Here is a 26,092-nt window from a genome sequence, read left to right as displayed (position 1 = left end):
CAGTGGAGGATTAACGATAAAACCGTCGGCTACTTTGCGGTACAAACAGCAACAACAACACCAGAATATCGGGAAGCTTTTGTAGCAAGAGAGCGGGAACGACCTGACTATCATTATCGCTATGAATGCTGAAAATCTCCGGATAGACCCAGCCCATAGATGCCAAAAACATATAGCTCAGCACCACCACCTGAGCGATCAGGAAACCCCAGCGCCCCCAGCTGTGCCCGCGCATCAGGGCAATGGCACAGCGCAGCTCGATAAAGAAGATCAGCTGGCTGGCAATAAAGATCAGCGTTGAATCCCAGGCCTGTGCACTGCGATGCACAAAGTTCATCAGCTCCATCAACCCCAGCTCGTTAGCGAGCAGCAATACGCCGAGGCAGCGGGTAGCAATAATGGCGATACCCGCAATCCTTACGGGCACCGGAATGCTTGCCGCGCCGCTGAACAGCGTTTTGCTCTCTCTTATCACTTCAGACATTTCTTCCCTCCTGCTGCTGCCACGCCCTGTGATGGTGCAACTGATCCATCATGGTGTTTTACGGTTGCACTCACAAGAATATTCCCACTGAGAAAAGATAAAAAGCGTCTTTTATTTCATCGTTGCAAATAAATAATCGGTTTTTCACCCTGAGCGGATAGCGAAATTAACCCGCCCTGCCTCACTTCATTTCAGAAGATTAATGATATGAATGCAATCTGGCACGATATCTGCAATCCGAACCCGGTGGTTCGAAAGTTATCGGCAGCAGCCACATTATTTTTAGCCCAGGTCGGTCAATAATTCCACTATATGGAACGAAAAATCCGCTATGGGCTATTTGCATAACCTTTGATGAATACCGGGGAGTAGGAACCAGATGTCTGAAGATAAAATAACCCTGTCGGGTGAAAAGTGGTCAGTCGGCAAAGGGGCCTGGCTGGCATTAATATTAGCCATACTGTTTTTTTCCGGCCTGCTGTTTAACGTTGACGGCATGGCATGGCTGGGTGCATTTGATTTCACCACGCTAGGCGGCAGTTTCGGCACCATGAAAGATCCGGCCCATAATACCTTTGTCGGTGCGGGTGGGCTCAGTGCCAAAGCCGGTTTCCTGTTTGCATTGTCGCTGGTGCCAACCGTGATGCTGGCGCTCGGGCTGCTGGAGATCTTCACCCATTACGGTGCCATTCGCGCGGCCCACAAATTGCTGACGCCACTGTTACGTCCCCTGTTAGGTATTCCAGGACGCACAGGGCTGGCCTTAATTACCGATTTACAAAGCACCGATGCAGGTGCGGCATTAACGAAAGAGCTGTACGACAACAAACAGGTGACAAAAAAAGATGTGGTGATCATGGCGGCCTGGCAATATTCCGGCGCCGGGCTGATTAATAACTACTTCTCTATCGGGTCGGCGTTATTTGCTTCGCTGGCCACACCGGTACTGGTCCCGCTGGTGCTGATGTTCGTACTGAAATTTGTTGGCGGCGCTTTTGTCCGTCTGATGCTGAATACCGTTTACAAGCGAGATTTCCAACATGCAGAATAACCCTCAGGTTAGCGTTTCTAATAATCCCTTCGATATCTTTGTGGTTGGCGCACGTAAAGGCTTCCATATTGCCATTCATAATTTAATGCCGAACGTAGTGATGGCTTATGTGATTGCCGAAGTGCTGAACCTGCTCGGGGTGATGAAACTGATTGGCACGGTTTTCGCGCCTGTCATGGGATTATTCGGCCTGCCCGGTGAAGCGGTTACCGTCCTGCTGACCGCCTGGCTCTCCTCTTCTGCCGGGACCGGCGTTGCTATCAGCCTGCTGGCAAAAGGCGTGCTGACCGGGGGAGATATCACTATTTTGGCCCCGGCGATCTTTTTAATGGGTTCTCAGTTACAGTATATGGGCCGCCTGCTCGGCGTTTCCGACGTGCCGAAAAAATACTGGCCGCTGTTAATGCTGACCAGCATTATGAACGCGGTCATCGCGATGCTGGTGATGCGAATCATTGCGTAACCAGAAGCTGAATGGAGTGTATAACGTGTCAAAAGTGTTAGAACATTACCACTACCTGCACGAAATCCCGGAGTTGGGTTTCCAGGAGTTTAAGACCTCGGCCTACATCAGTCAGCAGCTTAAAGCAGCCGGTTATGAGGTTCAGGATCATTTTAATGCCACCACCGGCATTGTCGCGGTACTGGACAGCGGAGTTCCCGGTCCGACTCTGGCACTGCGTGCCGATATGGATGCGCTGGGGCACATTATTGATGGCATTCCCTGCGCCCGCCACACCTGCGGCCACGACGGTCACTCTTCAGTGGTGCTTACCGCCGCTCAGGAACTGATTGCCGAGCAGGCGATTAAAAAAGGTCGCCTGAAACTGATTTTCCAGCCTGCTGAAGAGCTGGGAACCGGCGCGCTGGCAATGATCGACGGCGGTGCCATTGATGATGTCGATATGATCCTCGGTTTCCACGTCCGTCCGGCGGAAGAGTGCGCGGTTGGCACAGCGATCCCTGCCGTGTATTACTCAGCGTGCGTGACCGTTGAAGCCATTATTCGTGGCCAGACCGCGCACGGCGCTCGCCCACATCTGGGCATCAATGCACTGGATGCGGGTGTCAGCGCGGTGCAGGCCGTGAATGCCATTCATATGGCACCGAACAGCGTGTGGAGCGTTAAAGCCACGCGTTTCCTCTGCGATGCAGGCGTGACTAACTCGATCCCGGATGAAGCACGCGTGGTGTTCGATCTGCGGGCCGCAAAGAACGAGGATATGATCGAACTGCAACATCGTGTGCAGCGTGCGATTGAGCACAGCGTTGCCGCCTTTGGCGCGCAGGCTGAAGTGGTGGTGCTGAAAGCGATGCCCGCTGGCGAAATTGATGATGAAATGACTGCGCTGATCTCCAGCGCAATTGTCGAGGTATTGGGTCAGGACGCTTTACTTGAACCGCGCTCCACGCCGGGCAGTGAAGATTTCTTCCACTATCCGGTGCAGCGTCCTTCAGTAAAGGCCGGTTTCTGGGGCCTGGGCACCGGGTTAGTTCCCGGATTGCACCACCCGGATATGCATTTTGATCTGAATTCACTGCCGGTGGGGATTAAGATTTTCAAAGCCTGTGTGAAGAAGGTGCTTGGGTGATTGATCGCCCAGGAACCTCGTAGAGATAACGGGACGACCTTTTTCCGGTCGTCCCGTTTTCATTGCGGCATAACGGCGCGGTCTGACCGAAACAGAAGGTCAGCCCCGACAGATCTTGCTTAAACGCAGATTAATGCCCGGCGCGCGCCCTCTGAATGTCTTTCAGGCGCTGCTTCTCTTTACTCGCCATCAGACGCCAGGCAATAAAGCCAACAATCCCCACGACGAGCAGAATCAGGGTTGCCAGCGCGTTAATCTCCGGGTTAATCCCACGGCGCACGGTAGCAAATATCTGCATCGGTAACGTGTTAGCGCCTGGCCCGGTGACGAAGTTGGAGATCACCAGATCGTCAAGCGACAGGGTGAATGCCAGCAGCCAGCCGGTGACAATCGCAGGTGCAATCATCGGAACCGTGATCACAAAAAACACCTTCAGTGGCGTCGCACCCAGATCCATCGCCGCCTCTTCAATCGAGCGGTCCAGCTCACGCAGACGCGAGTTAATCACTACCGCTACATAGGCGGTACAGAAGGTAACGTGGGCCAGCCAGATCGTCAGCATCCCGCGCTCGGCAGGCCAGCCGAACGCATTTGCCATGGCCACAAACAGCAGCAGCAGCGACAGCCCGGTGATTACATCCGGCATCACCAGCGGTGCCGTCAGGATAAAGGCGAAGCCGGTGGAGCCTTTAAAGCGGCCGAAGCGCACAATCACCATTGCAGCGATAGTCCCGAGGATCACCGCGGCCGTCGCCGACAGCCCGGCAAGAGACAGGCTGAGCGTTACTGCACGGATCATGGCATCGTCGTTAAACAGTACCTGATACCAACGCAGCGAGAAGCCTTCCCATGCCGCCAGCTGCGATGAGTTAAACGAATAAATCACCAGCAGCAGCATCGGTGCGTACAGGAAGAAGAAACAGACGGCAAGGATAGCCGTGCGCCACTTTGAGCGAATAACCGGTAGCTGACTCACGCTTTATCCCCCTCTTTATTCTGATGTTTATGGAACCAGATAATCGGCAGGATCAGGATCAACAGAATAATCACCGCCAGCGCCGATGCAACCGGCCAGTCTCGGTTGTTAAAGAACTCCATCCACACCACGCGCCCGATCATAATACTGTCCGGGCCGCCCAGCAGTTCCGGGATCACGTACTCCCCTACCGCCGGAATAAACACCAGCATCGACCCGGCGATAATGCCGCCTTTGGTCAGCGGCACAATCACACTGAAGAAAGTTCTTATCGGCCGTGCGCCGAGATCGAGCGAGGCTTCCACCAGCGAGTAATCAATACGTGTTAGCGCGGTGTAAATCGGCAGCACCATAAACGGCAGATAGCAGTAAACAATACCGATATACACCGCCAGATCGGTGTAAAGAATGGTGATCGGATGATCGATCACCCCCGTCCACATCAGAAAGCGATTCAGAATACCGTTATTATTGAGGATGCCCATCCACGCATAAACGCGCACCAGAAACGAGGTCCAAGACGGCAGGATCACCAGCAACAGCAGGATATTGCGCGTAGAAGGTGCAGCATGTGCCACCGCCCATGCCAGCGGATAGCCAATCGCTAAACAGATCAGCGTGGCAATCCCCGCCACCTGCAATGAATGCAGGTAGGCATCAATATACAGCGGGTCCTCAGTCAGCATCAGGTAGTTGCCGAAGTTCAGCGCCATGTTCAACTGGCCGTCAGCCCAGCTTAACAGCTCGGTATACGGCGGGCTTGAACGGGCGATATCGGAAAAACTGATCTTCAGAACAATCAGAAACGGCAGCAGAAACAGCAGCGACAACCAGAGGTAAGGCAGTCCAATCACCAGCTTACGACCGTGTGCCATCGACAGACGCGTCAACAGCCCTTTAATGCCGGTTTGCTGGCCGCTTGGCGGCTCGGGAGGGCGTTCAGAAAATTGGCTCATGATTATACCGTTAAGACCACACAGCTATCGGCATCCCAGCAAAGACGCACTTCGTCACCCCAGGTTGGGGTATCCTTACGGAAGCGATAGGCATTCTGCAACTGGGCACTGATCATCTGCCCGCTATGCAGACGTACGTGATAAATCGACAGATCGCCCAGGTAGGCAATATGCACCACTTCACCCACGGCAAAGTTGCAGCCATCGGCCGGGATCTCATCGCATAGCATCACTTTTTCCGGGCGCAGCGCCACGGACACCGGAACACCATCAACCACCGACACGTCAGAGGCCACTTTCAGCGGATGGATCAGGCCGGGGCTCTCAATAATCAGCCCATCCTCCAGACGTTCACGCAGCAGTCCTTCGAACAGGTTAACTGAACCGATAAATTCAGCACTGAAACGCGTGGTCGGGTGCTCGTAAATTTCTTCCGGTTCACCGATCTGCACAAACTTGCCACGATTCATAATCGCGATGCGGCCCGCCATGGTCATGGCTTCTTCCTGGTCGTGGGTCACCATGACGCAGGTCGCCCCAACGCGCTCAAGGATATCCACCACTTCATGCTGCATGCGGTCACGCAATTTTTTATCCAGCGCGCCCATCGGTTCATCCAGCAGCAGCAGTTTAGGGCGTTTTGCCAGGCTACGGGCCAGTGCGACACGCTGACGCTGACCGCCAGAGAGCTGATGAGGCTTACGTTTGGCAAACTCCTGCATATGCACCAGCGTGAGCATTTCAGCCACACGCTCGGCAATTTCGGCTTTCGGCAGACGGTCCTGTTTCAGTCCAAAGGCGATATTCTGCTCCACCGTCATATGGGGGAACAGGGCGTAGGACTGGAACATCATATTAATGGGACGCTGATACGGTGGCACATGGGAGAGATCCAGGCCATCCAGCACGATTTGCCCCTGCGTTGGCGCTTCAAAACCGGCCAGCATACGCAGCAGCGTTGATTTACCGCAGCCTGAGGCACCTAACAGAGCGAAAATCTCGCCTTTATAGATGGTGAGGTTCACATCATCCACCGCATGCTGACCATCGAACGATTTGGTCAGATTGCGGATCTCCAGCAGTGGCGTCAGCGCCTTACCTGCTTTGCTTTGAGGACGGGGGATCGCGTCATTCACTACCATTATACTCCGGCGCTAAAAGGCGGGGCCGCTGTGCGGGTTGACGTCTGCCCTACCCTAAAAAAAACAAAACAGAGGCCGGTAACCGCGCCTCTGCTGCTTAACGAGTGTGAAACGGTTATGGCTTACTTACCACTTTTAACTTTAGTCCATGCACGCGTACGCACACGGTCAAGTTTCGGATCCTGCACCTTCAGGGTGAACAGTTTCGCCATGGTTTCAGGGGTTGGATAGATTCCCGGGTTGTCGCGAATAGCCGCATCAACAAACGGCAGGGAAGCCTTTACACCACTGGCGTAAAAAACCGTGTTGGAAATCTGCGCCATCACTTTCGGCTCCATCAGGTAGTTAATAAACTGATAGGCTTCATCGACGTTTTTCGCATCTTTCGGGATCGCCAGCATATCGAAGAACGCCAGCGCGCCCTGCTTAGGAATGCTGTAGGCGATATTCACACCGTTCTTCGCTTCTACAGCGCGGTTTTTCGCCTGGAGAATATCACCCGCCCAACCAATCGCCACGCAGGTATTGCCGTTTGCCAGATCGTTGATGTACTGGGATGAGTGGAAATAGCGAATGCTCGGACGCAGTTTCAACAGCAGATCGGTCGCCGCCGTATAATCTTTTGCATCGCTGCTGTTCGGATCTTTGCCCATGTAGTTCAGCACAGTCGCGAAGATCTCCTCAGGTGCATCGAGGAAGGAAACGCCACAGCTCTTCAGCTTTTCGAGGTTTTCCGGCTTGAGGACCAGATCCCAGCTGTCGACCGGGGCATCTTTACCCAGAGCGGCTTTCACTTTTTCAACGTTATAGCCAATCCCGGTGGTCGCCCACAGATAAGGGATCGCATATTTGTTGCCCGGATCGTGCTGCTCGAGCTTTTTCATCAAATCCGGATCGAGGTTTTTGTAGTTTGGCAGTTTGCTTCTGTCCAGCGGCTGGAACACACCCGACTGAAGCTGACGCGCAAGGAAGCTGGAGGACGGCACAACGACGTCATAACCGGTGCTACCGGCCATCAGTTTGCCTTCCAGTACTTCATTGGAGTCGAATACGTCGTACACCACTTTAATACCGGTTTGCTTTTCAAAATCCGCCACCGTACCCGGCGCAATATAATCAGACCAGTTATAAACGTGCAGCGTCTTGTCTGCGGCCAGTGAGCCAGCAGAGATCGCCATCAGCGTACCTGCTACCACACCTGACAACCATTTTTTACGTTGGTTGAACATTTTCCATCCTCATGAACAGAGATAAACATTTTGCCGGGCAGGTGAACCGGTGAACACCTGCTTTCTTGATAGATAAAATTTGAAGAATTAAGGCTAAAGAATGAATCATTATTCACCGGGCCGTTAATACTAAAAACCTATATATCTGGGGACGTTGCACGCGTAATGCAGCCACGCAAGAATAGCCCCAGTATCATGATCAGACCAGCCCCTAGCGTAAAAAACGCCTTTTATCGATTTTTTATGCATGTTTCCTCTATGTGATACGCCATTCATGGCATAAACAGCGACAGATATCTGGCAATATAGGGCAAAATGCAGAATAAAAAGTGGTTATGGTTTTACAGGAAGTGGCGCTAAAAACAGCTGTTGATGCAGGTTTTTGGGCAGAAACACGGAATGAGATCAAAACGGGCGGAAACCATGTCCGCCCGCAGGAAACCAGGAAATGAAACCTTCGGCTTAATGCAGCACAGAATTGCCGCCGCTTACAGGCGTCCGATCGTCATCTTCACCGATCATCAGCAGATTATTGGCAAAAGCCTCCATGACGATCATCGAAATTTGTTCTTCGCTCTGCTTCATAAAATGGACAAACTGGCCGTAGGTCAGCCCGGCGGTCACACTCAGCGACTGGCAGACAATCAGTTTGGGCAGATTATCATCCTGAATATCGAGGAACGCTTTCACCGTCAGCGAACTGGCATTGATCTGTGACAATTCGCCCAGCAGCGGGATCAGGGCCGTTGGTTTGACTTCGGCCAGTGCCGAAAACAGGATGACGTTGTCCACCAAATCGAGTTTGGCATCAAACACCCCATCAAAATTCTGCATATGCGGCAGATGTAGTGCCTGGCATGAATCACACTCAAACCAGGTGATGCTTTGCTGATCCAGCCAACGTCGCAATACGTCGAGATCCGGAACGACGAGTGAATCCATATTCTTTGTCTCTTGCCGAAATAAAATTGCGCCATAGCTTACTAAAAAACGCCGCCAAAAACCATGATTACGACAGAAATATGACGCCAGCAGCTGGTTTTAAGCATTAACTCAGGGAGACACTTCCTGGCCACGCCGCCTGAAGCAACAACAGAGCCCCCCTGCTGCCGCAGCATTCGGACAAACAGATATTATGGCCGCGTGGCGTGCGCCGCAATCGTCAGGTCAATTGCCACCCGGTCATCAACAATTCCGACAAGGCGATCAACCCGAAATGCGCTGCGGGAGATGGCGGTTGACGCATGCAGTGCCAGCGTTTGTGCCTCTGGCGATAACACACCGTGATTATCCAGCGTCGCCTCCATGACGATCGGACGACGAACATCTTTGACGGATAAAAGACCGAAAATTCTGAACTGGCCCTGCCCCAGTGCCACCACGCGGCTACTGGTAAAGCGTATCCAGGGATAATCAACCGCATCAAAAAACAGGGCACTTTTCATCTGACTGGTGAGGAGGATGTTTGACGCAACCAGCGTGGCGACCGGTATTTTCACCTCAATATGATCGTCCCAGTCTGCCATGGGATCCAGTGTCACCGTTCCCGTCCCCCCCTCTAAATGCGCCTGAGAAAACGCATGGCCAAACGCGCGCCAGGAGAGCCCGATGGCAGTTTTGTCCGTCGATATGACATAGGTTTCAGGCGCAGCAAACAGAACCGGGCTGAACAGCAGTAAAACACTCAGAAAGCAGCAAGAACGCATCATGGGTAAACCTCTCTTTAGACGTCATAGCGTAAACACCTGACCGCATGATTTTATTCACGGTACTCTCTGCATTACCCTTTTACAGCGTCACCCCTCTGTTGAATAAGATCTCTTCTTGAGGTTAACCCCCGGTTTTCAAACAAAAACCCGGCTGGGCCTGCTCTTCAATCCAGCCAATCATCATCGCCGCAATATCCAGGCCGGTGGTTTTCTCAATACCTTCTAATCCGGGAGATGCGTTAACTTCCATCACCAGCGGTCCCCGGCTGGCACGCAGAATATCGACGCCGGCCACATCAAGCCCCAGCGTGGTGGCCGCTTTAATCGCTATCTCTCGCTCGCTGTCGCTGATCGTCACACGCCGGGCAGTGCCGCCGCGATGCAGGTTAGAACGAAAATCACCTTCTTTTGCCTCACGCTCGATCGCACCCACCACTTTCCCTCCGATCACCAGGCAACGCACGTCACGCCCGCGCGCCTCCTTGATAAACTCCTGTACCAGAATATGAGCATTCAGACCGCGAAAAGCATCAATCACACTTTCCGCAGCCTGGCGGGTTTCTGCCAGCACCACTCCAATCCCCTGGGTACCTTCCACCAGCTTGACCACCAGCGGCGCACCGCCCACCATCTCGATCAAATCGCGGGTGTCATCCGGTGAATGGGCAAATCCGGTGATCGGCATGGCAATCCCCGCTCGCGCCAGGAGTTGCAGCGAGCGCAGCTTGTCACGCGCCCTGGCTATCGCCAGCGATTCATTCAGCGGGTAGCTGCCACACATTTCAAACTGGCGCAGTACCGCCGTGCCGTAAAACGTGGTGGCCGAACCAATGCGTGGAATAACCGCGTCATAATGTGACAGCTGGCGCCCCCGGTAATGGATAGCCGATGCGCCAGGGTTGATATTCATATAGCAGGAGAGCGGGTCGATGACGTCAATGCTGTGACCACGCGCTCGCGCGGCCTCCAGCAGACGTTGACACGAATAAAGCGAACCATCACGGGAAAGAATAGCAATTTTCACCAATAGCCTCCGGGGCCAAAAGGATTAGCGCGTAGCCCAGCCCTGCTGATGCAGGTAATCAAGAATAAACGGACGGCTCTCTTTGATCAGCGTCTTCTGAATGTGCTCGCTCCAGCTTTCCGAGCGACGGTTGCTGTCGCGTGACTGGTAATAGGCCACCAGTTCGCGGTCATATTGCGCCAGTAACGCAGGATCGATCGGCTGATAGCGGTTTTCATGCATCAACAGCCCCGCAGGCATGCGCGGTTTATGGTCCGGGTCCTGCTCCGGGCTGCCCAGGCAAAGGCCAAACAGCGGCAGCACAAACTTCGGCAGGCCCAGCCGCTCCGTCACATCAGCAATATGGTTACGGATGCCACCAATAAAGCAGCCGCCGAAACCGAGCGATTCGGCAGCGACCAGAGCATTCTGCGCCATCAACGCCGTATCGATACAACCCAATAGCAGCTGTTCTGCCAGCCCTAATTCGGCGTCCGGGCAGATCTGCTGGTTACGATTGAAATCGGCACAAAACACCCAAAATTCGGCGGCCTCGGCAACGTATTTTTGCCCGCCGCTCAAAGCGACCAGCGCATTGCGCGTCTCAGTATCCGTAATACGAATAATCGAGGAGCACTGTAAAAAGCTGGAGGTGGAGGCCGACTGTGCAGCATCCAGAATCGCGGCACGCTGCTCTGCGGTGATAACCTGGTCGCTGTAGGCGCGAATCGAACGGTGTGAACGCAGTAGTTCAATGGTCGGCGTCATGGGAATCTCCTGATTTGGGCTTATCACGCGAACGGCGCGTGTTAAAAAGTTCGGGTGCCATCACCTTCGCTGTCCGCCACATCATCACCGTGGCGGCAGGCAGCATCAGGGCAATACCGGCAAAGATCATCAGCGTTGCTGCAAGCTTACCGGTAAAAGGCGACGGCAAGGGTAGCATTTCATGTAACGTGAGGTAAGACAGGATCAAGAGCAAAATACCGAATACTTCGAGAACTAACACCGCCCGGGGCAGTTGACTAAAGGCACGCATAACGGCTCTCCTGCTGATGACGATATTCCTGCTGAATGGGGGGTATTAAAGCGTAGATTATGCCCTTGTGCATAGGTGCTGCGAATCAGACTAACAGGTAATTCCTTCTTCCTTTCACCGGAGGATGCGGGCATCATAAGCGCCATTGAGCAATGAAATGTGATGTTAATCACATAAAATTCTGACCCTTTGAGGAGAAACCTATGTTTGCAGTGATTTTTGGACGCCCTGGCTGCCCTTACTGTGTTCGCGCGACCGAGCTGGCTGAAAAACTGACTGAAGAACGTGAAGACTTCAATTTCCGCTACATCGATATTCACGCGGAAGGGATCACTAAAGCTGACTTAGAGAAGACGGTGGGTAAACCGGTAGAAACCGTGCCGCAGATCTTCCTCGATTCAACCCATATTGGCGGCTGCACTGATTTCGAAGCCTATGCCAAAGACAATCTGGGCCTGTTCCAGTAATCATCACCGCCTTGCGGGGATGATTACCGTAGGGGTCGATCATCTTTTCCGATCGACCCGTATCACCGCAGCCATGATGACTGTCAGGGCCGATCGTTGAGATCGGCCCTTTGCTTTTGCAGCAATGCTATAAACGCCCTTTTCCATCCTGCTGGTGATGGATATCCATCAGCGTGCGCCACAGCATCACGCCCAATGTGCCAGACCCGCACCAGAATACCGCACTGGCGATAAACACGATCTCCTGCCCCAGGCCCACAGAGTTAAAACCGTCAGACTGCATCAGCACCAGGCAAGGAGGGGATGCCAGTGCGATAGCAATCACCATTGCCGTTAGAGGGGACTCTTTTGAGGTCAACGCTGCCAGCGCGCCCGGCAGCACAAACAACAACAGACCCAACTGTGCATGGCCGATGTATCCTGCGGGCAGCGGATAGCGCACGGCGATATAGATCGCACCATAGAGTGCGCTACAGGCAATCAGGCCTGTCCAACGGATACCTTTTATCCACACGGGAATTTTCTCCAGGTTATTTTAAAACCCAATTCAATTCGACGCATCAATTAGCCATTTCAGTCACTATGGGTAATTGCCGTTTTTTGGTCAGCCTATTCGATAAAAACATAACGGGTAACAAATAAGCGTGCCGGAGACTGGCTGTCAATCGGCATAGGGATTAACATAGTGGTGCAATTTATCTGGCTGTTGGTAAGTGCTGTTAACCCGCGGCGGACAAATGACGAACACAGGGTGAAATCTAGCGTATAAACCCATTTTCTTCAATAGGTTACTGGTAAACAAGAAGTTAAACCGTGAATATAAACATCGCAGATTTGTTAAGTGGAAATTACATTCTGTTATTATTTGTCGTACTGGCTCTGGGGTTATGTTTAGGCAAACTTCGGTTAGGATCTGTTCAACTGGGTAATTCTATTGGTGTTTTAGTTGTTTCATTACTGCTCGGCCAGCAGCATTTTTCGATTAATACTGAAGCACTCAATCTCGGCTTTATGTTATTTATTTTTTGTGTCGGCGTGGAAGCCGGGCCGAATTTTTTCTCTATTTTATTCCGCGATGGAAAAAACTATCTCATGCTGGCGATTGTTATGGTCACCAGTGCGATGATACTTGCCCTTGGACTCGGGAAACTGTTCGGCTGGGATATCGGCCTGACCGCCGGGATGCTGGCCGGCTCAATGACCTCCACGCCAGTGCTGGTGGGCGCGGGTGATACCCTGCGGCAAACCCTCACCGACGAGAAAAGCCTGACGCTGGCACAGGATCATCTTAGCCTTGGCTATGCGCTGACCTACCTGATGGGCCTGGTAAGTTTGATTATTGGTGCACGTTACCTGCCTAAATTACAGCATCAGGACCTGCCGACCAGCGCACAGCAGATTGCCCGCGAACGTGGGCTGGACCCGGACAGCCAGCGCAAAGTCTATCTGCCAGTGATCCGCGCCTATCGCGTTGGCCCGGAACTGGTTGCCTGGAGCGACGGTAAGAATCTGCGTGAGCTGGGTATCTACCGGCAAACCGGCTGCTACATTGAGCGAATTCGCCGTAATGGCATTCTCGCCAACCCTGACGGCGATGCCCTGCTACAACCTGGCGATGAGATCTCGCTGGTGGGTTATCCTGACGCACATTCCCGCCTGGACCCGAGCTTCCGTAACGGCAAAGAAGTATTCGACCGCGACCTGCTGGATATGCGCATCGTCAATGAAGAGATCGTGGTCAAGAACAACAATGCTGTGAATAAACGTCTGAGCCAGTTGAAGCTGACCGACCACGGCTGCTTCCTTAACCGGGTGATCCGCAGCCAGATCGAAATGCCTATCGACGACAATATCATCCTGAATAAAGGCGATGTGTTACACATCAGCGGCGAAGCACGACGCGTGAAATCCGTCGCCGACCGCATCGGCTTTATCTCGATTCACAGTCAGATGACGGACCTGCTGGCGTTTTGTGCCTTCTTCATCGTCGGCCTGATGATCGGTATGATCACCTTCCAGTTCAGCAGCTTTAGTTTCGGCATTGGCAACGCGGCCGGCCTGCTGTTTGCCGGTATTATGCTGGGATTCCTGCGTGCCAATCATCCAACCTTTGGCTACATTCCTCAGGGCGCGCTGACGATGGTGAAAGAGTTCGGACTGATGGTGTTTATGGCGGGGGTAGGTTTAAGCGCCGGTAGTGGCATCACCCACGGTTTAGGTGAAACCGGTCTGTTGATGCTGGGTGCCGGGCTGGTTGTCAGTCTGGTGCCGGTGATTATCTGCTTCCTGTTCGGTGCCTGGGTACTGAAAATGAACCGCGCCCTGCTGTTTGGCGCCATTATGGGTGCCCGCACCTGCGCCCCGGCAATGGAAATAATCAGCGATACTGCACGCAGTAACATCCCGGCACTGGGCTATGCAGGAACCTATGCCATTGCTAACGTTTTACTGACGCTGGCTGGAACATTAATCGTGATAATCTGGCCGATTTTAGGCGGATAAAATAATTAATCGATTTCAGAGAACTTTTGTGACGGCGTGAAGTCTTAATTTATGCCACTGCTTTTCTTTGAAATCCCCTTATTGTGGAGCCCGTTAATCTTATGATTTTCGGGTTTTTTTCTTTTCTGCTCCTGTTCGATTTACCGCGGCCTTCTTAATGTTTCCTTAAGCCCCTCACGGCAAAGTAGCACCATGCTCCCCTGGTCGCCAAAATGTCATGAAATCATCATTAATTCTCAACAAAAGCCAAACGAATCGTGCAATTAAGAGTGATTCTCTTTACCCCTTGCCCGCTCACTTTTACCTTAAGCAATTCGTGCTACTGATTCTCAGCGCCATGGTTTTTATCTGGCTGTCGCGCAGCGAAAGCATCGACATGGCGATCACCCGCCTGTGGTTTGACCCGCTGACACAGCAGTTTCCGTGGAAAGATAATCACTGGCTGGATCTGATTAACCATCGCCTGCTTAAACAGATGGTGATCGGCGGAGGGAGCGTACTGCTACTGGCCGGCGTGGTACGCGGACAACCACGCTGGGTATTGGTGGCATTACTGATGGGCATTGGCCCACTGGTGGTGGGCGTCCTGAAGGCCACCAGTGCCCACTCCTGTCCGTGGGACCTGGTGGAATTTGGCGGTAAGGCGGTTTCTTACCCGTTGTTCGGCGCTGTCCCGTTGAACAGCGGGCCGGGGCGCTGTTTCCCCGGCGGCCATGCATCCAGCGGCTTCAGTGCCCTGGCGCTGTTTTTTCTGTTCTACCCCCAACGCACACGCCTGGCCTGGGCCTGCTGGTGGGCAGCCCTGGCCGTTGGCATGGTGATGGGCTTTGGACAGATTATGCGCGGCGCCCACTTTCTTTCCCACAACCTGTGGGCAGCATGGTGGGTCTGGCTGACGCAATGTGTGACTTTCGGATGCGTAACGTATCTGCTTAACAAGACGAGGAAATCAAGATGATGGAAGAGCTGAACCGGGCACTGTTTCTTTGGGTCAATGCCAACGCGGCGTCACCCGAATGGCTGATCGACCTGGCCACCTTTATTGCCCGCGATGTGATCGCCATTGTTCCCCTGCTGATCGTGGGCCTGTGGCTGTGGGGGCCTCGCAGCCAGCTCACTTCACAACGTGTGCTGGTGGTTAAAACTGGCATAGCACTGCTTTACGCCCTTGCGATTTCCTGGTGCCTGGCACAACTCTTCCCGCACCCACGCCCTTTTGCTATTGGTCTGGGGCATCAGTTCCTGTCACATGCGCCGGATGACTCTTACCCCAGCGATCACGGTACGGTGATCTTTACCTTTGCCATTGCCTTTATCTGCTGGCACCGCCTGTGGTCAGGCGCAGTTTTGATGGTGACCGGCGCAGCCATTGCATGGTCGCGCGTTTATCTGGGGGTACACTGGCCGCTGGATATGCTGGGTGGCATGCTGGTGGGCCTGCTCTCCTGCCTGTTTGCGCAAATATTCTGGCAGTTGTGTGGCGCGATATTGCTACCCCGCCTCTCTTCTCTCTATCGGGCGCTGTTTGCCTTCCCCATCAGTAAAGGATGGGTACGCGATTAATCCAACATGATGGGCCTGATTATTCAGGCCCTTTTACTTTGATGCAGATCATACCTCTCCCTGTTTTAAAAAAAAATGCGCGGCTATTTCATGCAAATCACTTTTTGCTTATTGCGCAACATCCTCAACGTATCTCCCGGATATTATGCCTGTTGCGCAAGGCGCTTAAATTAACCGCAAATCACTCCACACCAAAAAACACAACACATTGATAATTAAAAAATTATGAAATAATGAGATGATATTTTCGCCACTTTAGCTCACTACTTCACCATACTAAAATGATAAAAATCAGTGTAAATACCTGTTTAAACACTCATTACCTGGTCAATAACCCCTTCAAAAACCCACCCCACAGATGTTCACACTAAAAAAGGTGATGGAAATGTGATTTCGATCACCGGTAACCCCAAAGACAGTGCTTTCTTCTATTTTTTCTAGTGGTAGAGTGTGCGCCATAAAATCAGAGTAATTAATTAAAGCCGTAATCAGGGGTTAATTCTGATATCGCGGAAGGAATACGATTTAGTTAATTGTTTTAACATTTCAACCCTGGAGAAATCATGGACACATCCCAAACGGCGGTGTTGAGCCCCGAAGCAACGCAGGATTCCAGCGCGTGGCGTAAAACTGACACTATGTGGATGCTCGGCCTGTATGGTACGGCAATTGGGGCGGGCGTACTGTTTCTGCCTATCAATGCCGGAATCGGTGGCCTGATCCCGTTGATCATCATGGCCGTGCTGGCCTTCCCGATGACCTATTTTGCTCACCGAGGGCTCTGCCGTTTCGTCTTGTCTGGCCGTAATCCGGGCGAAGATATTACTGAAGTGGTTGAAGAACATTTTGGCGTAGGTGCCGGTAAGCTGATCACCCTGCTCTACTTCTTTGCCATCTACCCGATCCTGCTGGTCTACAGCGTGGCGATCACCAATACCGTGGAAAGCTTCATGACTCACCAGTTGCAGATTCAGGCACCGCCACGCGCGCTGCTGTCTCTGATTCTGATTGTTGGTCTGATGACGATTGTACGTTTTGGCAAAGAGATCATCGTCAAAACGATGAGCGTGCTGGTTTATCCGTTTGTTCTGGTACTGATGCTGCTGGCGTTGTACCTGATCCCACACTGGAGCAGCGCCATCTTCGACAACGTCAGCCTGAACGGCAGCGGAAAAGGTCTGATGATGACCCTGTGGCTGGCCATCCCGGTCATGGTGTTCTCATTCAACCACTCACCGATTATCTCTGCCTTTGCCGTTGCCAAACGCGAAGAGTACGGCGACCAGGCAGAACCAAAATGCTCACGCATTCTGGCGCGCAGCCATATCATGATGGTGCTTACCGTGATGTTCTTCGTGTTCAGTTGTGTATTGAGCCTGACACCGGAAAACCTGGCGGAAGCCAAGTCCCAGAACATCTCTATTCTTTCTTATCTGGCGAACCACTTTGATACCCCGCTGATGGCGTGGCTGGCACCGATTATTGCGATGGTGGCCATTACCAAATCCTTCCTGGGCCACTATCTGGGTGCACGTGAAGGCTTTAACGGTACGGTGAATAAGATGCTGCGCAGCCGGGGTAAAACCATTGCCGAGCATAAACTAAACCGCTTTACCGCGCTGTTTATGCTGGTGACGACCTGGATTGTGGCAACTCTGGATCCAAGCATTCTCGGCCTGATTGAGAGCCTGGGTGGCCCTATCATCGCCGTGCTGCTGTTCCTGATGCCGATGTACGCGATTAACAAAGTCCCGGCGATGCGCAAATACAGCGGCAAGCTGAGCAATGTGTTTGTCGTGCTGGTAGGCCTGGTGGCAATTTCCGCCGTGGCGTATGACCTGATCTGATGTTCACAGGGTCAGGCATGCCTGACCCCCTACCGCTTTGCACACCTCGCCCTGCAAAATCCCGAAGTCGTATGTAGGGGCGAGGCACGCCTCGCCCAATGCATTGACGATTTACGCGAACCAGCTACCAAACCAGCTATTCATCTTCATCATCACGAAGTCCCACATGCGGCTAAAGAACCCGCCCTCTTTCACTTCATCCAGCACCACCAGCGGGCGTTGCTCAATCGATTTACCATCCAACTGGAAATCAATCGTCCCGACCACCTGATGCTTAGCCAGCGGCGCCGTCAACTGCGGTTGGGTCAGCGTGAAGCTTGCCTTCAGGTTTTTCATCTGCCCTCTTGGCAGAGTAATTGATGCATCCTTCGCGACGCCGAGACTGACTTCTTTCCGGTCGCCAAACCAGACGCGCTGGGTGGCAAATGCGTTCCCCGCTTTAATCGGCGTCACGGTTTCATAGAAACGGAAGCCCCAGGTCAGCAGCTTTTCACTTTCGCGAAAACGAATCGCATCGGTCGCGGCACCCAGCACCACAGAAATCAGGCGCATATCGCCGTCCGTCGCGGAGGCCACCAGGTTGTTCCCGGCCCCGGACGTATGGCCCGTCTTAATCCCGTCAACGTGCAGGTTGGTACTCCACAGCAGGCGGTTGCGGTTATGCTGGCGGATCTTGTTGAAGGTAAATTCTTTCTCTTTGTGCAGGGCATATTCTTCCGGCACATCGCGGATCAACGCCTGGCCGATCAGCGCCATATCGCGGGCAGTGCTGTACTGACCAGAGGAATCCAGCCCGTGCACCGTTTTGAAATGAGTATTTTGCAGCCCCAGCACCTTCCCGTAGTTATTCATCAGGCCAACAAATGAATCCTGGCTGCCCGCCACATGGTCGGCCAGGGCGATACTGGCATCGTTACCGGACTGGATCACAATGCCTTTATTCAGCTCCGAAACCGGAATACGATCGCCGGGCTTCAGGAACATCAGGGATGACCCCTGCAATACCGGGTTACCGGTAGCCCACGCGTCTTTGCCAACGGTCACCATATCATCGTTGCTGATTTTGCCTGCCTTCAGAGCCTGCCCGGTGACATAGCTGGCCATCATTTTCGTCAGGCTGGCCGGGTCAAGGCGCTGATCGGCATTAGATTCGGTAAGCACTTTACCGCTGTTATAATCCATCAGCACCCAGGCTTTCGCCTCAATCTGTGGGGCGGCAGGTGCCTGCTCTGCCCTGGCGGGGGACAGTGTTAATAGCAACAGCGTGGAGGTGGTAGCCAGTGTAAAAACACGGGATGACAGGGAAATATTCTTCATGTCGTGACCAGGTATCCATTTGAAAGACAATGATTAAAATTAAAGCCAGGAGACTAACCGCCCTACACTAAGGTGTTACATCCTGAAAAAGAACAATTTTACCGTAAAGATTTCTACAGTTTATTCAATATGGCTGATTTTGCCTGCAATAAGGCACAATTTAGCGTCATTTTCACAAAGTGTAAAACGGGCGTAAATCCGAATTATCGGCGAACAGTTAAGCCTGTCACAAAAATCCGCTAATCTGAGAAAAGTCTGCAAGAGGAGTCACGACGATGGATTTAGCGCTGTTTGATCTTGATGAAACACTGATTTGTGAAGACAGTACCGGCCTGTGGCTGCGCTGGCTGGTTTCTCAGGGATTTGCCCCTGCCGCTCTGATCGATGAAGAGCGGGCTCTGATGGAACAATACTATCAAGGCTCGCTGTCGATGGAAGCCTATATGCATACCACACTCTCCCCGCTGGCTGGGATGTCAGCCGCCACGGTATCCGGCTGGATCCGCCGCTTTATTCAGCGAGACATCCTGCCACGCGTCTACCCTGCCGCCCGCGAGCGAATGCGCTGGCATCAGGAACGTGGCGATACCGTCATTGTTATCTCGGCCAGTGGTGAACATCTGGTTACACCGATCGCAGAACAGTTGGGCGCGTGCGGTGCACTGGCGATCGGTGTGGAGATCATTGATGACCGCTACAGCGGCCAGACCTATGGCACCATGACCTATAAAGAGGGCAAAGTCAGCCGTCTGAACGACTGGTTGCAACAGGCGCAAACGCCGACCTATTCCGGCACCTGGGCTTACAGTGATTCCATCAACGACCTGCCGATGCTGGAACATGCGGACCATGCCTGGGTTATCAACCCTGCCGAACCGCTCAGCCTGCTGGCTCAGCAGCGCGGCTGGGAAATCTGTCACTGGCTCCGGTGACATGCCGGGCTGATCGTCTCCGGTCAGCCCGCCTTTGTTGCTTAAGGCTGCAACCCCACCTTCAGCAGTTTACCCTTCGACTCGTCAGTCAGCACATACAGCCAGCCATCCGGCCCGGCCCGTACATCACGAATACGCTCACCACGGTCGGCCAGCAGACGTTCCTGCCCTTCAACACGATTGCCATTAAGGCTCAGGCGGATCAAGTTTTTCTCTTTCAGTGCACCGATAAACAGTGAATCTTTCCACTGTGGGAAGCGTGTGCCGCTGTAAAACGCCATGCCGCTAATCGCCGGAGAGACTTTCCAGTACCAGACCGGTTGCTCGGTTCCCGCCACGCGGCCCCCTTTCGAGCCGGGGACTTTTTCACCGCTGTAATCAACTCCCCATGTTGCCAGCGGCCAGCCGTAATTATTGCCCCGGTGTGGAATATTCACTTCATCGCCGCCACGCGGGCCGTGTTCACTCTCCCAGATTTCACCGCTGGCCGGATTCAGGGCTAGTCCCTGCGGATTACGCATCCCCCAGCTCCAGATTTCAGGTCGCGCTCCTGCTTTCGTCGCCAGCGGATTATCGGCAGGAACAGAGCCATCGGCGTTGAGACGAACGATCTTGCCTTGCAGGGCAGACAAATCCTGCGCTTTTTCTGCCTGGAAGTTGTCGCCAAAGGCGATAAACAGATGGCCACTGCGGTCAAACGCCAGGCGCGTGCCCAGATTGGCTCCGGTTGACAGCCCCTGCTGCCGTAGCACTTCACGGAAGTCGCTCAACTGGCGATGGTCCTCGCTGAGCCGGCCATAGCCAACCGCCGCTCCGGCGCGCCCGTCCTGCCCCGCAACGGTATAACTGAGCCAGACGCGGCGGCTGCTGGAGAAATCAGGTGCCAGTACCACATCCAGCAATCCGCCCTGGCGCTGCGCCCAGACCTCAGGCACACCGCCGATCGGTTCAGACAGCCCCGCTCCAGCCTGCCAGCGGCGTAACTGGCCGGAGCGTTCGGTGATCAACATGCCCTGGTTATCCGGCAGAAAGGCCAGCGACCACGGGTGATCCAACCCATCCTGTAATACCTCAGCATGGACTTTCTCAGCCCGCACCGCTGGGCTGAGTAATAACGCTGACACCATCGTTAACGCCGCCAGGCAACCTCTCATCGTTATGCTCCTTATCGCTATTTGTTAACTAAACGTAGTTAAATTACCAATAATTGCCGAATTATCTGGTTCAGTGCGCTATATTCCCGGGGCTATTTTTTTCAATACTACAAGGGATATGTCTGATGACTTCACGATTACCACAAACAGGTTTCACCCGTTTTTTACTGTTACCGTTGATGATGATGGCCCTGCTGCTGACATTAAGCGGCTGCGGCGACAAAGAACCCGAACAGCGCAAGGCGTTTATTGAATTCCTGCAAACCCGCGTGCTGGCGAAAACACAGGTTGCCGTACCCACCCTGACGGACGAAGAGACCAAAGCATTCGGCCCCTATGCCAGCGACTATGCGTTACTGACGGATTATCATAAGGGTATGGGCAACGTGTTCAGCGCCTCTCTTGGCGAGGTTTTTGCCCAGTTCAGAGGCGTGAATACCGTCAGCAGCCTGATGGCTAAGCGCGATGACCTCCAAAAAATGGCCGAACAAAGTGCCACCTGGAAACCGGTGCTGGTGAAGCTGCGTGCGGATAGCGAAAGCAAACATGCCGCGCTGAAACAGCCGGACGATCTGAAGGCGGTTTATGATCAGGTGTGGGCTAAAGTGATTGTTGCACCGGGTGATGCGGCGTTGCAGGTTGCCACACAGGTACCAGAGGTGCTGACGCTGCTGGTGAGCCAGGTGGATCTGTTGAAACAGCAGGGAGATAAGGTCACCGTATCCGGGAATATCGTACAGTTTACCGACCAGAAAGCCCTGGATCAGTACAATGCCATTCAGCAAAAACTCCAGCCGTTAGTCATGGATCTGATGAAAACCGCCGGCCAGTTACAAAGCATGATCCGTTAAATCCGGGCAGAAAGTTCACCCGTTACCGCATCAAGATAAAAGTGGCCGACCGAGTGTTGCGGTCGGCCAACAACGAGTACTTTACTGCGCAGGGAAAGTCACAACGTCCCGTACCATCTCATCGATACCGCTTTTCAGCTCGCTCAGATTGATCGGTGCATTGCTGTTAGGCACGGTTTTCCCGTAGGCCTTGCGGACTACTTCCACCACCGGTTTGCCGGTTTTCGCATCCAGCAACTGCGTTTCCAGGAACAGCACACTGTTCTGAGTACGATGCCCGGAGGCCGCCATCGTGCTGGCAACGACCGCCGCCACCGGCACCACTTCATAGAACTTCATATCCTGATTTTCGGCATTCACCGCCGTGATCGCCGTTTTCATGATCAGCGTGCCGGGGCCGGACTGATTCACCAGCGTTTTACGCTGCCCAACCGCACTTTTCAGCTGCTGATCGAGATAACTACGCGCCTGGTCCAGCGTGGGTTGGCTGACGCGGGCTGTGGGTTTTGCTGCCGGGTAATAGACCACCGGGGTGTAATAAATGCCGCGATAATCAGACAGTTTAAAATCAGGCGAAACCCAGCGCAACGTCTCATGACCGCTGGGAGACTCCGATGCTTTCAGGCGGGAATAATCCGGCAAAAAACCGGAATATTGTGTGGTATCAGCTACTTTTGACGAACAGCCGGCCAGCACAAGACACAACGTTGCCAGCCCGGCGACCAGAGGGAGACGCAAATTCTGCATTGCCAAATTCCTTGCTCAGTGAAGGTTATTCAAGCATAGAGCGCGCCTGACCTTTCACCAGCGGGATAAGCAAAATAGTTGATCTGACTGCGGTCAGCGTCAGGTTTTTAGCTTCGGATCCAGCGCGTCCCGCAGGCCATCCCCCAGCAGATTAAAGGCGAGCACGGTCAGAAAGATCGCCAGACTGGGGAAAATCGCCACGTGCGGTGCCATCACCATATCAGCCTGAGCCTCATTGAGCATCGCCCCCCACTCCGGGGTCGGCGGCTGCGCGCCCAGCCCAAGAAATGACAGGCTGGCTGCCGAAATGATTGAAGTTCCAATACGCATAGTGAAATAGACCACAATCGACGACAGCGTCCCCGGCAGGATATGCCGTAGGATGATAGTGAGATCCGATGCGCCAATACTGCGTGCCGACTCAATATACGTCAGGTGCTTCAGCACCAGCGTATTGCCGCGGACAAGGCGGGCAAAGGCAGGGATACTGAATATCGCCACCGCCAGAATCACATTCGACATGCCATTGCCCATCACCGCCACCACGGCGATCGCCAGCAGAATGCCGGGAAACGCGAACAGCACATCGCAGATACGCATAATGATGCGGTCCCACCAGCCTTCGTAGTAACCGGCTAACAGCCCCAGCAGCGTGCCTATTGCGGCACCCACCGCCACCGAGAAGAAACCCGCGACCAGCGATAGCCGGCTACCCAGCAGCACGCGACTGAAAATATCACGCCCCAGCGCATCCACACCAAACCAGTGGACCAGCGACGGCCCTTCATTCAGCCGATCATAATCAAAAAAGTTCTCGGCATCGAACGGCGCGAGAAGCGGTGCAAACAGCGCAATCAGGATCAGCAGGAGCACAAAAACAGCAGCAATCATCGCCACATGCTGGCGACGAAAACGCCGCCAGAACTCACGCCACGGGGTACGGACGCGATGGGGGCTGATACCCGGCAGCGCTGAGAGTACGGCGTTACGTCGCCAGTTAATCATCATGCATCCTTACTTGTAGCGAATGGCGGGGTTGATCGCGGCATACAGCATATCGACCACCAGGTTAATCAAGATAAACTCCAGCGAAAACAGCAGCACTTCGGCCTGGATAACCGGGTAGTCGCGCATTTCCACCGAATCCACCAGCAGTCGCCCCAGGCCAGGCCAGTTAAACACCACCTCGACCACGATGGAGCCCCCCAGCAGGAAGCCAAATTGCAGGCCCATCATCGTGACCACCGGGATCATCGCATTGCGCAGGCCGTGTTTGATCACCACCACCGATTCACGCACGCCCTTAGCGCGTGCGGTACGCATATAGTCTTCTTGCATCACCTCAACGAAAGAGGCCCGGGTAAAGCGTGCCATCACCGCCGCCACGGCAGCACCGAGGGTAATGGAGGGTAAAATATAATGTTGCCAGCTATCGGCACCGACGGTCGGCAGCCAGCCAAGCTCCACGGAAAAAACCTGCATCAGCAGGATGCCCAGCGCAAATGCCGGGAAAGAGATCCCCGAAACCGCCAGCGTCATCCCCAGCCTGTCTGGCCAGCGGTTGCGCCACACGGCAGAGACAATGCCAATGGCCATGCCAAAAATCACCGACCACACCATGCTGCTCAGCGTCAGCCACAGTGTCGGCAGAAAGCGTTGAGCGATCTCTTCAGAGACCGGTCGTTTCGACACCATCGAGATGCCAAAATCACCGCGTACGGCATGGGTGATGTACTGCCAGAACTGCTGCGGCAAAGGCAAGTCCAGCCCCAGTTGCTGGCGCACCATCGCCACCACGTCGGCATCGGCTTCGCGCCCGGCAATCAGTCGCGCCGGATCGCCGGGCAGCAGGTGAACAAACAGGAACACCAGCACCGCCACGATCAGCAGCGTGGGGATCAGCCCCAGTAAGCGTTTGAGAAAATAGTTAAGCATCTTGTACCCTGCGCCCCCCTGACGGGAGGGGCGTTAGTCCATTACTTCAGGTCAGCATCGTCAAAGCTGAACGAGGTATCCGGCATCACATAGAACCCGGTCAGGTTTTTGGTGTTCGCCGAAACCAGCTTTTCCACAACCAGCGGTGCCCAAGGCTGATCTTTCCAGATACGGTCCTGCGCATCTTTGTACAGCGCGGCTTTTTTCTCGCCGTCGGTCGTATTCAGCGCATCAGCCAGATCTTTATCCACCTGCGTGTTGCTGTAGAAAGCGGTGTTGAAGATGGTTGGCGGCCAGGACTGCGTGGCGAACAGCGGCGTTAAGGCCCAGTTGGCTTCCCCGGTTGAGGCAGACCAGCCAGTGTAGAACATGCGCACGCCGCTCTCTTTCTGGCCTTTATCTTCCACCTGTGCCGCACGCTGACCGGCATCCATTGCCGTCAGTTCCACTTTGATGCCCACCTGTGCCAGCTGCTGCTGAGTGAACTGCAACACCTTCTGCGCCGTGCTGTGATTGTGCGAAGACCACAGTGTGGTAGTAAAGCCGTTCGGATAGCCCGCTTCCTTCAACAGTTCGCGCGCTTTAGCCGGGTTGTATTGCGGGGCCGGATAGCTTTGTGAGTACTGGATCGACGGCGGTACAATACCGGTCGCCGGGGTGGCATAACCCGCAAAGGCCACTTTTGCCAGCGCCTCACGGTTAATCGCGTAGTTGATCGCTTCACGCACTTTCGGGTTATCAAACGGCTTCTGCGTCACGTTAAAGCTGATGTAACGCTGCATGATCGACGGCGAGGTCACCAGATCCAGCTTGCTGTTTTTCTCCAGCAGTTTCGCCTGCTCAAACGGGATAGGGAAGGCAAAGTTGGCTTCGCCCGTTTGCAGCATCGCGGAACGGGTATTGTTATCCACGACCGGGCGCCAGGTAATGCTGTCCAGCTTCGGATAACCCGCTTTCCAGTAACCCGCAAATTTCTTCACTTTCACAAAGTCAGTCTGATTCCAGGTGACGAACTCGTACGGACCGGTGCCGACCGGGTGGAAGCCGATATCCTTACCGTATTTCTTCAGCGCCTCTGGGGAGATCATCGCGGCTGCCGGGCTGGCCAGGGTGTTGATAAAAGCGGAGAACGGCTGCTTAAGCGTGATTTTGACCGTGTTAGCATCAACCACCTCGGTGCTGGCGATGGTTTTAAACAGGTTATAACGCTTGAGATGATTGTCCGGGTTGCTGGCACGGTCGAGGTTGGCTTTTACCGCTTCAGCATTAAACGGCGTGCCATCCTGGAAGTTAACACCGGTTTTCAGTTTGATGGTATAGCTCAATCCATCCGGGCTGGCCTGGTAACTTTCTGCCAGTACGTTTTCCAGCTTCATCTCTTTATCAAAGCCAAACAGCCCCTGATAAAACGACTTTGCCACGGCCTGCGACAGCGTGTCATTCGCGTCGTACGGGTCCAGGGTGGTGAAGTTAGAGGCGACGGCAATAGTGACATCTTTCGCCGCCCAGGCAGGCAGTGCAACAACGCTGCCGAGCAGGCCAGCAGTTAACAGCAATTTACGCGTGTAGTGATTCATCATGTCATCCCTTGTTGTC

General features: G+C 53.8%; 27 protein-coding genes. 10 read left to right on the top strand and 17 right to left on the bottom strand.

Annotated features, from left to right (window positions below):
* Positions 1 to 10: 10 nt before the first annotated feature.
* Positions 11 to 484, bottom strand: coding sequence for a YbjO family protein (locus WH279_RS03940; protein ID WP_339455075.1), 474 nt, complete (start codon positions 482 to 484; stop codon positions 11 to 13).
* Between the two features lie 379 nt (positions 485 to 863).
* On the opposite strand from WH279_RS03940, the gene WH279_RS03935 reads away from it, so the two are divergent.
* The 3 genes from WH279_RS03935 to WH279_RS03925 are packed head-to-tail and all read left to right on the top strand — an operon-like array spanning position 864 to position 3,127.
* Entirely contained in the window at positions 864 to 1,535 is a 672-nt protein-coding gene (locus WH279_RS03935) for a nucleoside recognition domain-containing protein (protein WP_133841074.1), read from the top strand.
* Positions 1,525 to 1,998: a YjiG family protein gene (locus WH279_RS03930; protein WP_339455074.1), complete on the top strand. Its 474-nt coding sequence runs from the start codon at positions 1,525 to 1,527 to the stop codon at positions 1,996 to 1,998. Before WH279_RS03935 ends, WH279_RS03930 begins: the two co-directional genes overlap by 11 nt.
* Before the next feature lie 25 nt (positions 1,999 to 2,023).
* Positions 2,024 to 3,127, top strand: coding sequence for an amidohydrolase (locus WH279_RS03925; RefSeq protein ID WP_339455073.1), 1,104 nt, complete (start codon positions 2,024 to 2,026; stop codon positions 3,125 to 3,127).
* Between the two features lie 130 nt (positions 3,128 to 3,257).
* Here WH279_RS03925 and potI read toward each other — a convergent pair whose 3' ends face one another.
* The 9 genes from potI to WH279_RS03880 form a co-directional block, all read right to left on the bottom strand.
* Positions 3,258 to 4,103: a putrescine ABC transporter permease PotI gene (gene potI / locus WH279_RS03920; RefSeq protein ID WP_133841077.1), complete on the bottom strand. Its 846-nt coding sequence runs from the start codon at positions 4,101 to 4,103 to the stop codon at positions 3,258 to 3,260.
* Complete coding sequence (gene potH / locus WH279_RS03915) at positions 4,100 to 5,059, bottom strand: putrescine ABC transporter permease PotH (protein ID WP_339455072.1); 960 nt, start codon at positions 5,057 to 5,059, stop codon at positions 4,100 to 4,102. Before potH ends, potI begins: the two co-directional genes overlap by 4 nt.
* Positions 5,060 to 5,061: 2 nt before the next feature.
* Positions 5,062 to 6,195, bottom strand: a complete 1,134-nt coding sequence (gene potG / locus WH279_RS03910) for a putrescine ABC transporter ATP-binding subunit PotG (RefSeq protein WP_159338129.1) — start codon at positions 6,193 to 6,195, stop codon at positions 5,062 to 5,064.
* A gap of 128 nt (positions 6,196 to 6,323) precedes the next feature.
* Positions 6,324 to 7,430, bottom strand: a complete 1,107-nt coding sequence (potF, locus tag WH279_RS03905) for a spermidine/putrescine ABC transporter substrate-binding protein PotF (protein ID WP_133841080.1) — start codon at positions 7,428 to 7,430, stop codon at positions 6,324 to 6,326.
* Between the two features lie 462 nt (positions 7,431 to 7,892).
* Positions 7,893 to 8,372: a YbjN domain-containing protein gene (locus tag WH279_RS03900; RefSeq protein ID WP_200640787.1), complete on the bottom strand. Its 480-nt coding sequence runs from the start codon at positions 8,370 to 8,372 to the stop codon at positions 7,893 to 7,895.
* Positions 8,373 to 8,563: 191 nt separating this feature from the next.
* Entirely contained in the window at positions 8,564 to 9,139 is a 576-nt protein-coding gene (locus WH279_RS03895) for a YceI family protein (RefSeq protein WP_339455071.1), read from the bottom strand.
* A gap of 121 nt (positions 9,140 to 9,260) precedes the next feature.
* Positions 9,261 to 10,163: a 30S ribosomal protein S6--L-glutamate ligase gene (gene rimK / locus WH279_RS03890; RefSeq protein WP_227535940.1), complete on the bottom strand. Its 903-nt coding sequence runs from the start codon at positions 10,161 to 10,163 to the stop codon at positions 9,261 to 9,263.
* A 24-nt stretch (positions 10,164 to 10,187) separates the two neighbouring features.
* Entirely contained in the window at positions 10,188 to 10,910 is a 723-nt protein-coding gene (gene nfsA / locus WH279_RS03885; protein ID WP_339455070.1) for an oxygen-insensitive NADPH nitroreductase, read from the bottom strand.
* The gene (locus WH279_RS03880) at positions 10,894 to 11,181 is read right to left on the bottom strand and encodes a YbjC family protein (RefSeq protein ID WP_133841085.1); all 288 of its coding nucleotides are present in this window, start codon (positions 11,179 to 11,181) and stop codon (positions 10,894 to 10,896) included. Before WH279_RS03880 ends, nfsA begins: the two co-directional genes overlap by 17 nt.
* A gap of 203 nt (positions 11,182 to 11,384) precedes the next feature.
* Between WH279_RS03880 and WH279_RS03875 the strand changes: the two genes are divergently transcribed.
* The gene (locus tag WH279_RS03875; protein ID WP_200640794.1) at positions 11,385 to 11,648 is read left to right on the top strand and encodes a GrxA family glutaredoxin; all 264 of its coding nucleotides are present in this window, start codon (positions 11,385 to 11,387) and stop codon (positions 11,646 to 11,648) included.
* A gap of 127 nt (positions 11,649 to 11,775) precedes the next feature.
* Here the strand turns inward: WH279_RS03875 and ybjM are convergent, their stop codons facing one another.
* Positions 11,776 to 12,162: an inner membrane protein YbjM gene (ybjM, locus tag WH279_RS03870; protein WP_339455069.1), complete on the bottom strand. Its 387-nt coding sequence runs from the start codon at positions 12,160 to 12,162 to the stop codon at positions 11,776 to 11,778.
* Between the two features lie 299 nt (positions 12,163 to 12,461).
* Here ybjM and WH279_RS03865 point away from each other — a divergent pair, with 299 nt between their 5' ends.
* The 4 genes from WH279_RS03865 to WH279_RS03850 all read left to right on the top strand — a co-directional run bounded on the left by WH279_RS03865 (position 12,462) and on the right by WH279_RS03850 (position 17,560).
* Positions 12,462 to 14,150, top strand: a complete 1,689-nt coding sequence (locus WH279_RS03865) for an aspartate:alanine antiporter (RefSeq protein WP_339455068.1) — start codon at positions 12,462 to 12,464, stop codon at positions 14,148 to 14,150.
* 217 nt (positions 14,151 to 14,367) lie between these two features.
* Entirely contained in the window at positions 14,368 to 15,108 is a 741-nt protein-coding gene (locus WH279_RS03860) for a phosphatase PAP2 family protein (protein WP_339455067.1), read from the top strand.
* Positions 15,108 to 15,713, top strand: a complete 606-nt coding sequence (gene ybjG, locus WH279_RS03855) for an undecaprenyl-diphosphate phosphatase (protein WP_339455227.1) — start codon at positions 15,108 to 15,110, stop codon at positions 15,711 to 15,713. Before WH279_RS03860 ends, ybjG begins: the two co-directional genes overlap by 1 nt.
* A 563-nt stretch (positions 15,714 to 16,276) precedes the next feature.
* Positions 16,277 to 17,560: an HAAAP family serine/threonine permease gene (locus tag WH279_RS03850; protein WP_339455066.1), complete on the top strand. Its 1,284-nt coding sequence runs from the start codon at positions 16,277 to 16,279 to the stop codon at positions 17,558 to 17,560.
* Positions 17,561 to 17,671: 111 nt separating this feature from the next.
* Here the strand turns inward: WH279_RS03850 and WH279_RS03845 are convergent, their stop codons facing one another.
* The gene (locus WH279_RS03845; protein WP_339455065.1) at positions 17,672 to 18,877 is read right to left on the bottom strand and encodes a serine hydrolase; all 1,206 of its coding nucleotides are present in this window, start codon (positions 18,875 to 18,877) and stop codon (positions 17,672 to 17,674) included.
* A 275-nt stretch (positions 18,878 to 19,152) separates the two neighbouring features.
* Between WH279_RS03845 and WH279_RS03840 the strand changes: the two genes are divergently transcribed.
* Entirely contained in the window at positions 19,153 to 19,809 is a 657-nt protein-coding gene (locus WH279_RS03840; protein ID WP_339455064.1) for an HAD family hydrolase, read from the top strand.
* A 41-nt stretch (positions 19,810 to 19,850) separates the two neighbouring features.
* Here the strand turns inward: WH279_RS03840 and WH279_RS03835 are convergent, their stop codons facing one another.
* Positions 19,851 to 20,963: a PQQ-dependent sugar dehydrogenase gene (locus WH279_RS03835; RefSeq protein WP_445235217.1), complete on the bottom strand. Its 1,113-nt coding sequence runs from the start codon at positions 20,961 to 20,963 to the stop codon at positions 19,851 to 19,853.
* Between the two features lie 125 nt (positions 20,964 to 21,088).
* On the opposite strand from WH279_RS03835, the gene WH279_RS03830 reads away from it, so the two are divergent.
* Positions 21,089 to 21,814, top strand: a complete 726-nt coding sequence (locus WH279_RS03830) for a DUF3053 family protein (RefSeq protein WP_200640811.1) — start codon at positions 21,089 to 21,091, stop codon at positions 21,812 to 21,814.
* Positions 21,815 to 21,895: 81 nt separating this feature from the next.
* Here WH279_RS03830 and WH279_RS03825 read toward each other — a convergent pair whose 3' ends face one another.
* The 4 genes from WH279_RS03825 to gsiB form a co-directional block, all read right to left on the bottom strand.
* The gene (locus WH279_RS03825) at positions 21,896 to 22,561 is read right to left on the bottom strand and encodes a DUF3313 domain-containing protein (RefSeq protein WP_339455063.1); all 666 of its coding nucleotides are present in this window, start codon (positions 22,559 to 22,561) and stop codon (positions 21,896 to 21,898) included.
* A 99-nt stretch (positions 22,562 to 22,660) separates the two neighbouring features.
* Positions 22,661 to 23,566 (bottom strand): glutathione ABC transporter permease GsiD, encoded by a 906-nt coding sequence (gene gsiD, locus WH279_RS03820; protein ID WP_339455062.1) that lies wholly within the window; start codon positions 23,564 to 23,566, stop codon positions 22,661 to 22,663.
* 9 nt (positions 23,567 to 23,575) lie between these two features.
* On the bottom strand, positions 23,576 to 24,496 hold the full coding sequence (gsiC, locus tag WH279_RS03815) for a glutathione ABC transporter permease GsiC (RefSeq protein WP_133841096.1): 921 nt from the start codon (positions 24,494 to 24,496) through the stop codon (positions 23,576 to 23,578).
* A 41-nt stretch (positions 24,497 to 24,537) separates the two neighbouring features.
* Positions 24,538 to 26,076, bottom strand: coding sequence for a glutathione ABC transporter substrate-binding protein GsiB (gene gsiB / locus WH279_RS03810; RefSeq protein WP_200640815.1), 1,539 nt, complete (start codon positions 26,074 to 26,076; stop codon positions 24,538 to 24,540).
* Positions 26,077 to 26,092: the final 16 nt, after the last annotated feature.

It is taken from the genome of Erwinia sp. MYb375 (genome assembly GCF_037479175.1).
Classification (GTDB): domain Bacteria; phylum Pseudomonadota; class Gammaproteobacteria; order Enterobacterales; family Enterobacteriaceae; genus Erwinia; species Erwinia rhapontici.
The sequence above is the reverse complement of the archived record's forward strand: the minus strand, read 5'-3'. Positions and strand labels throughout refer to the sequence as shown.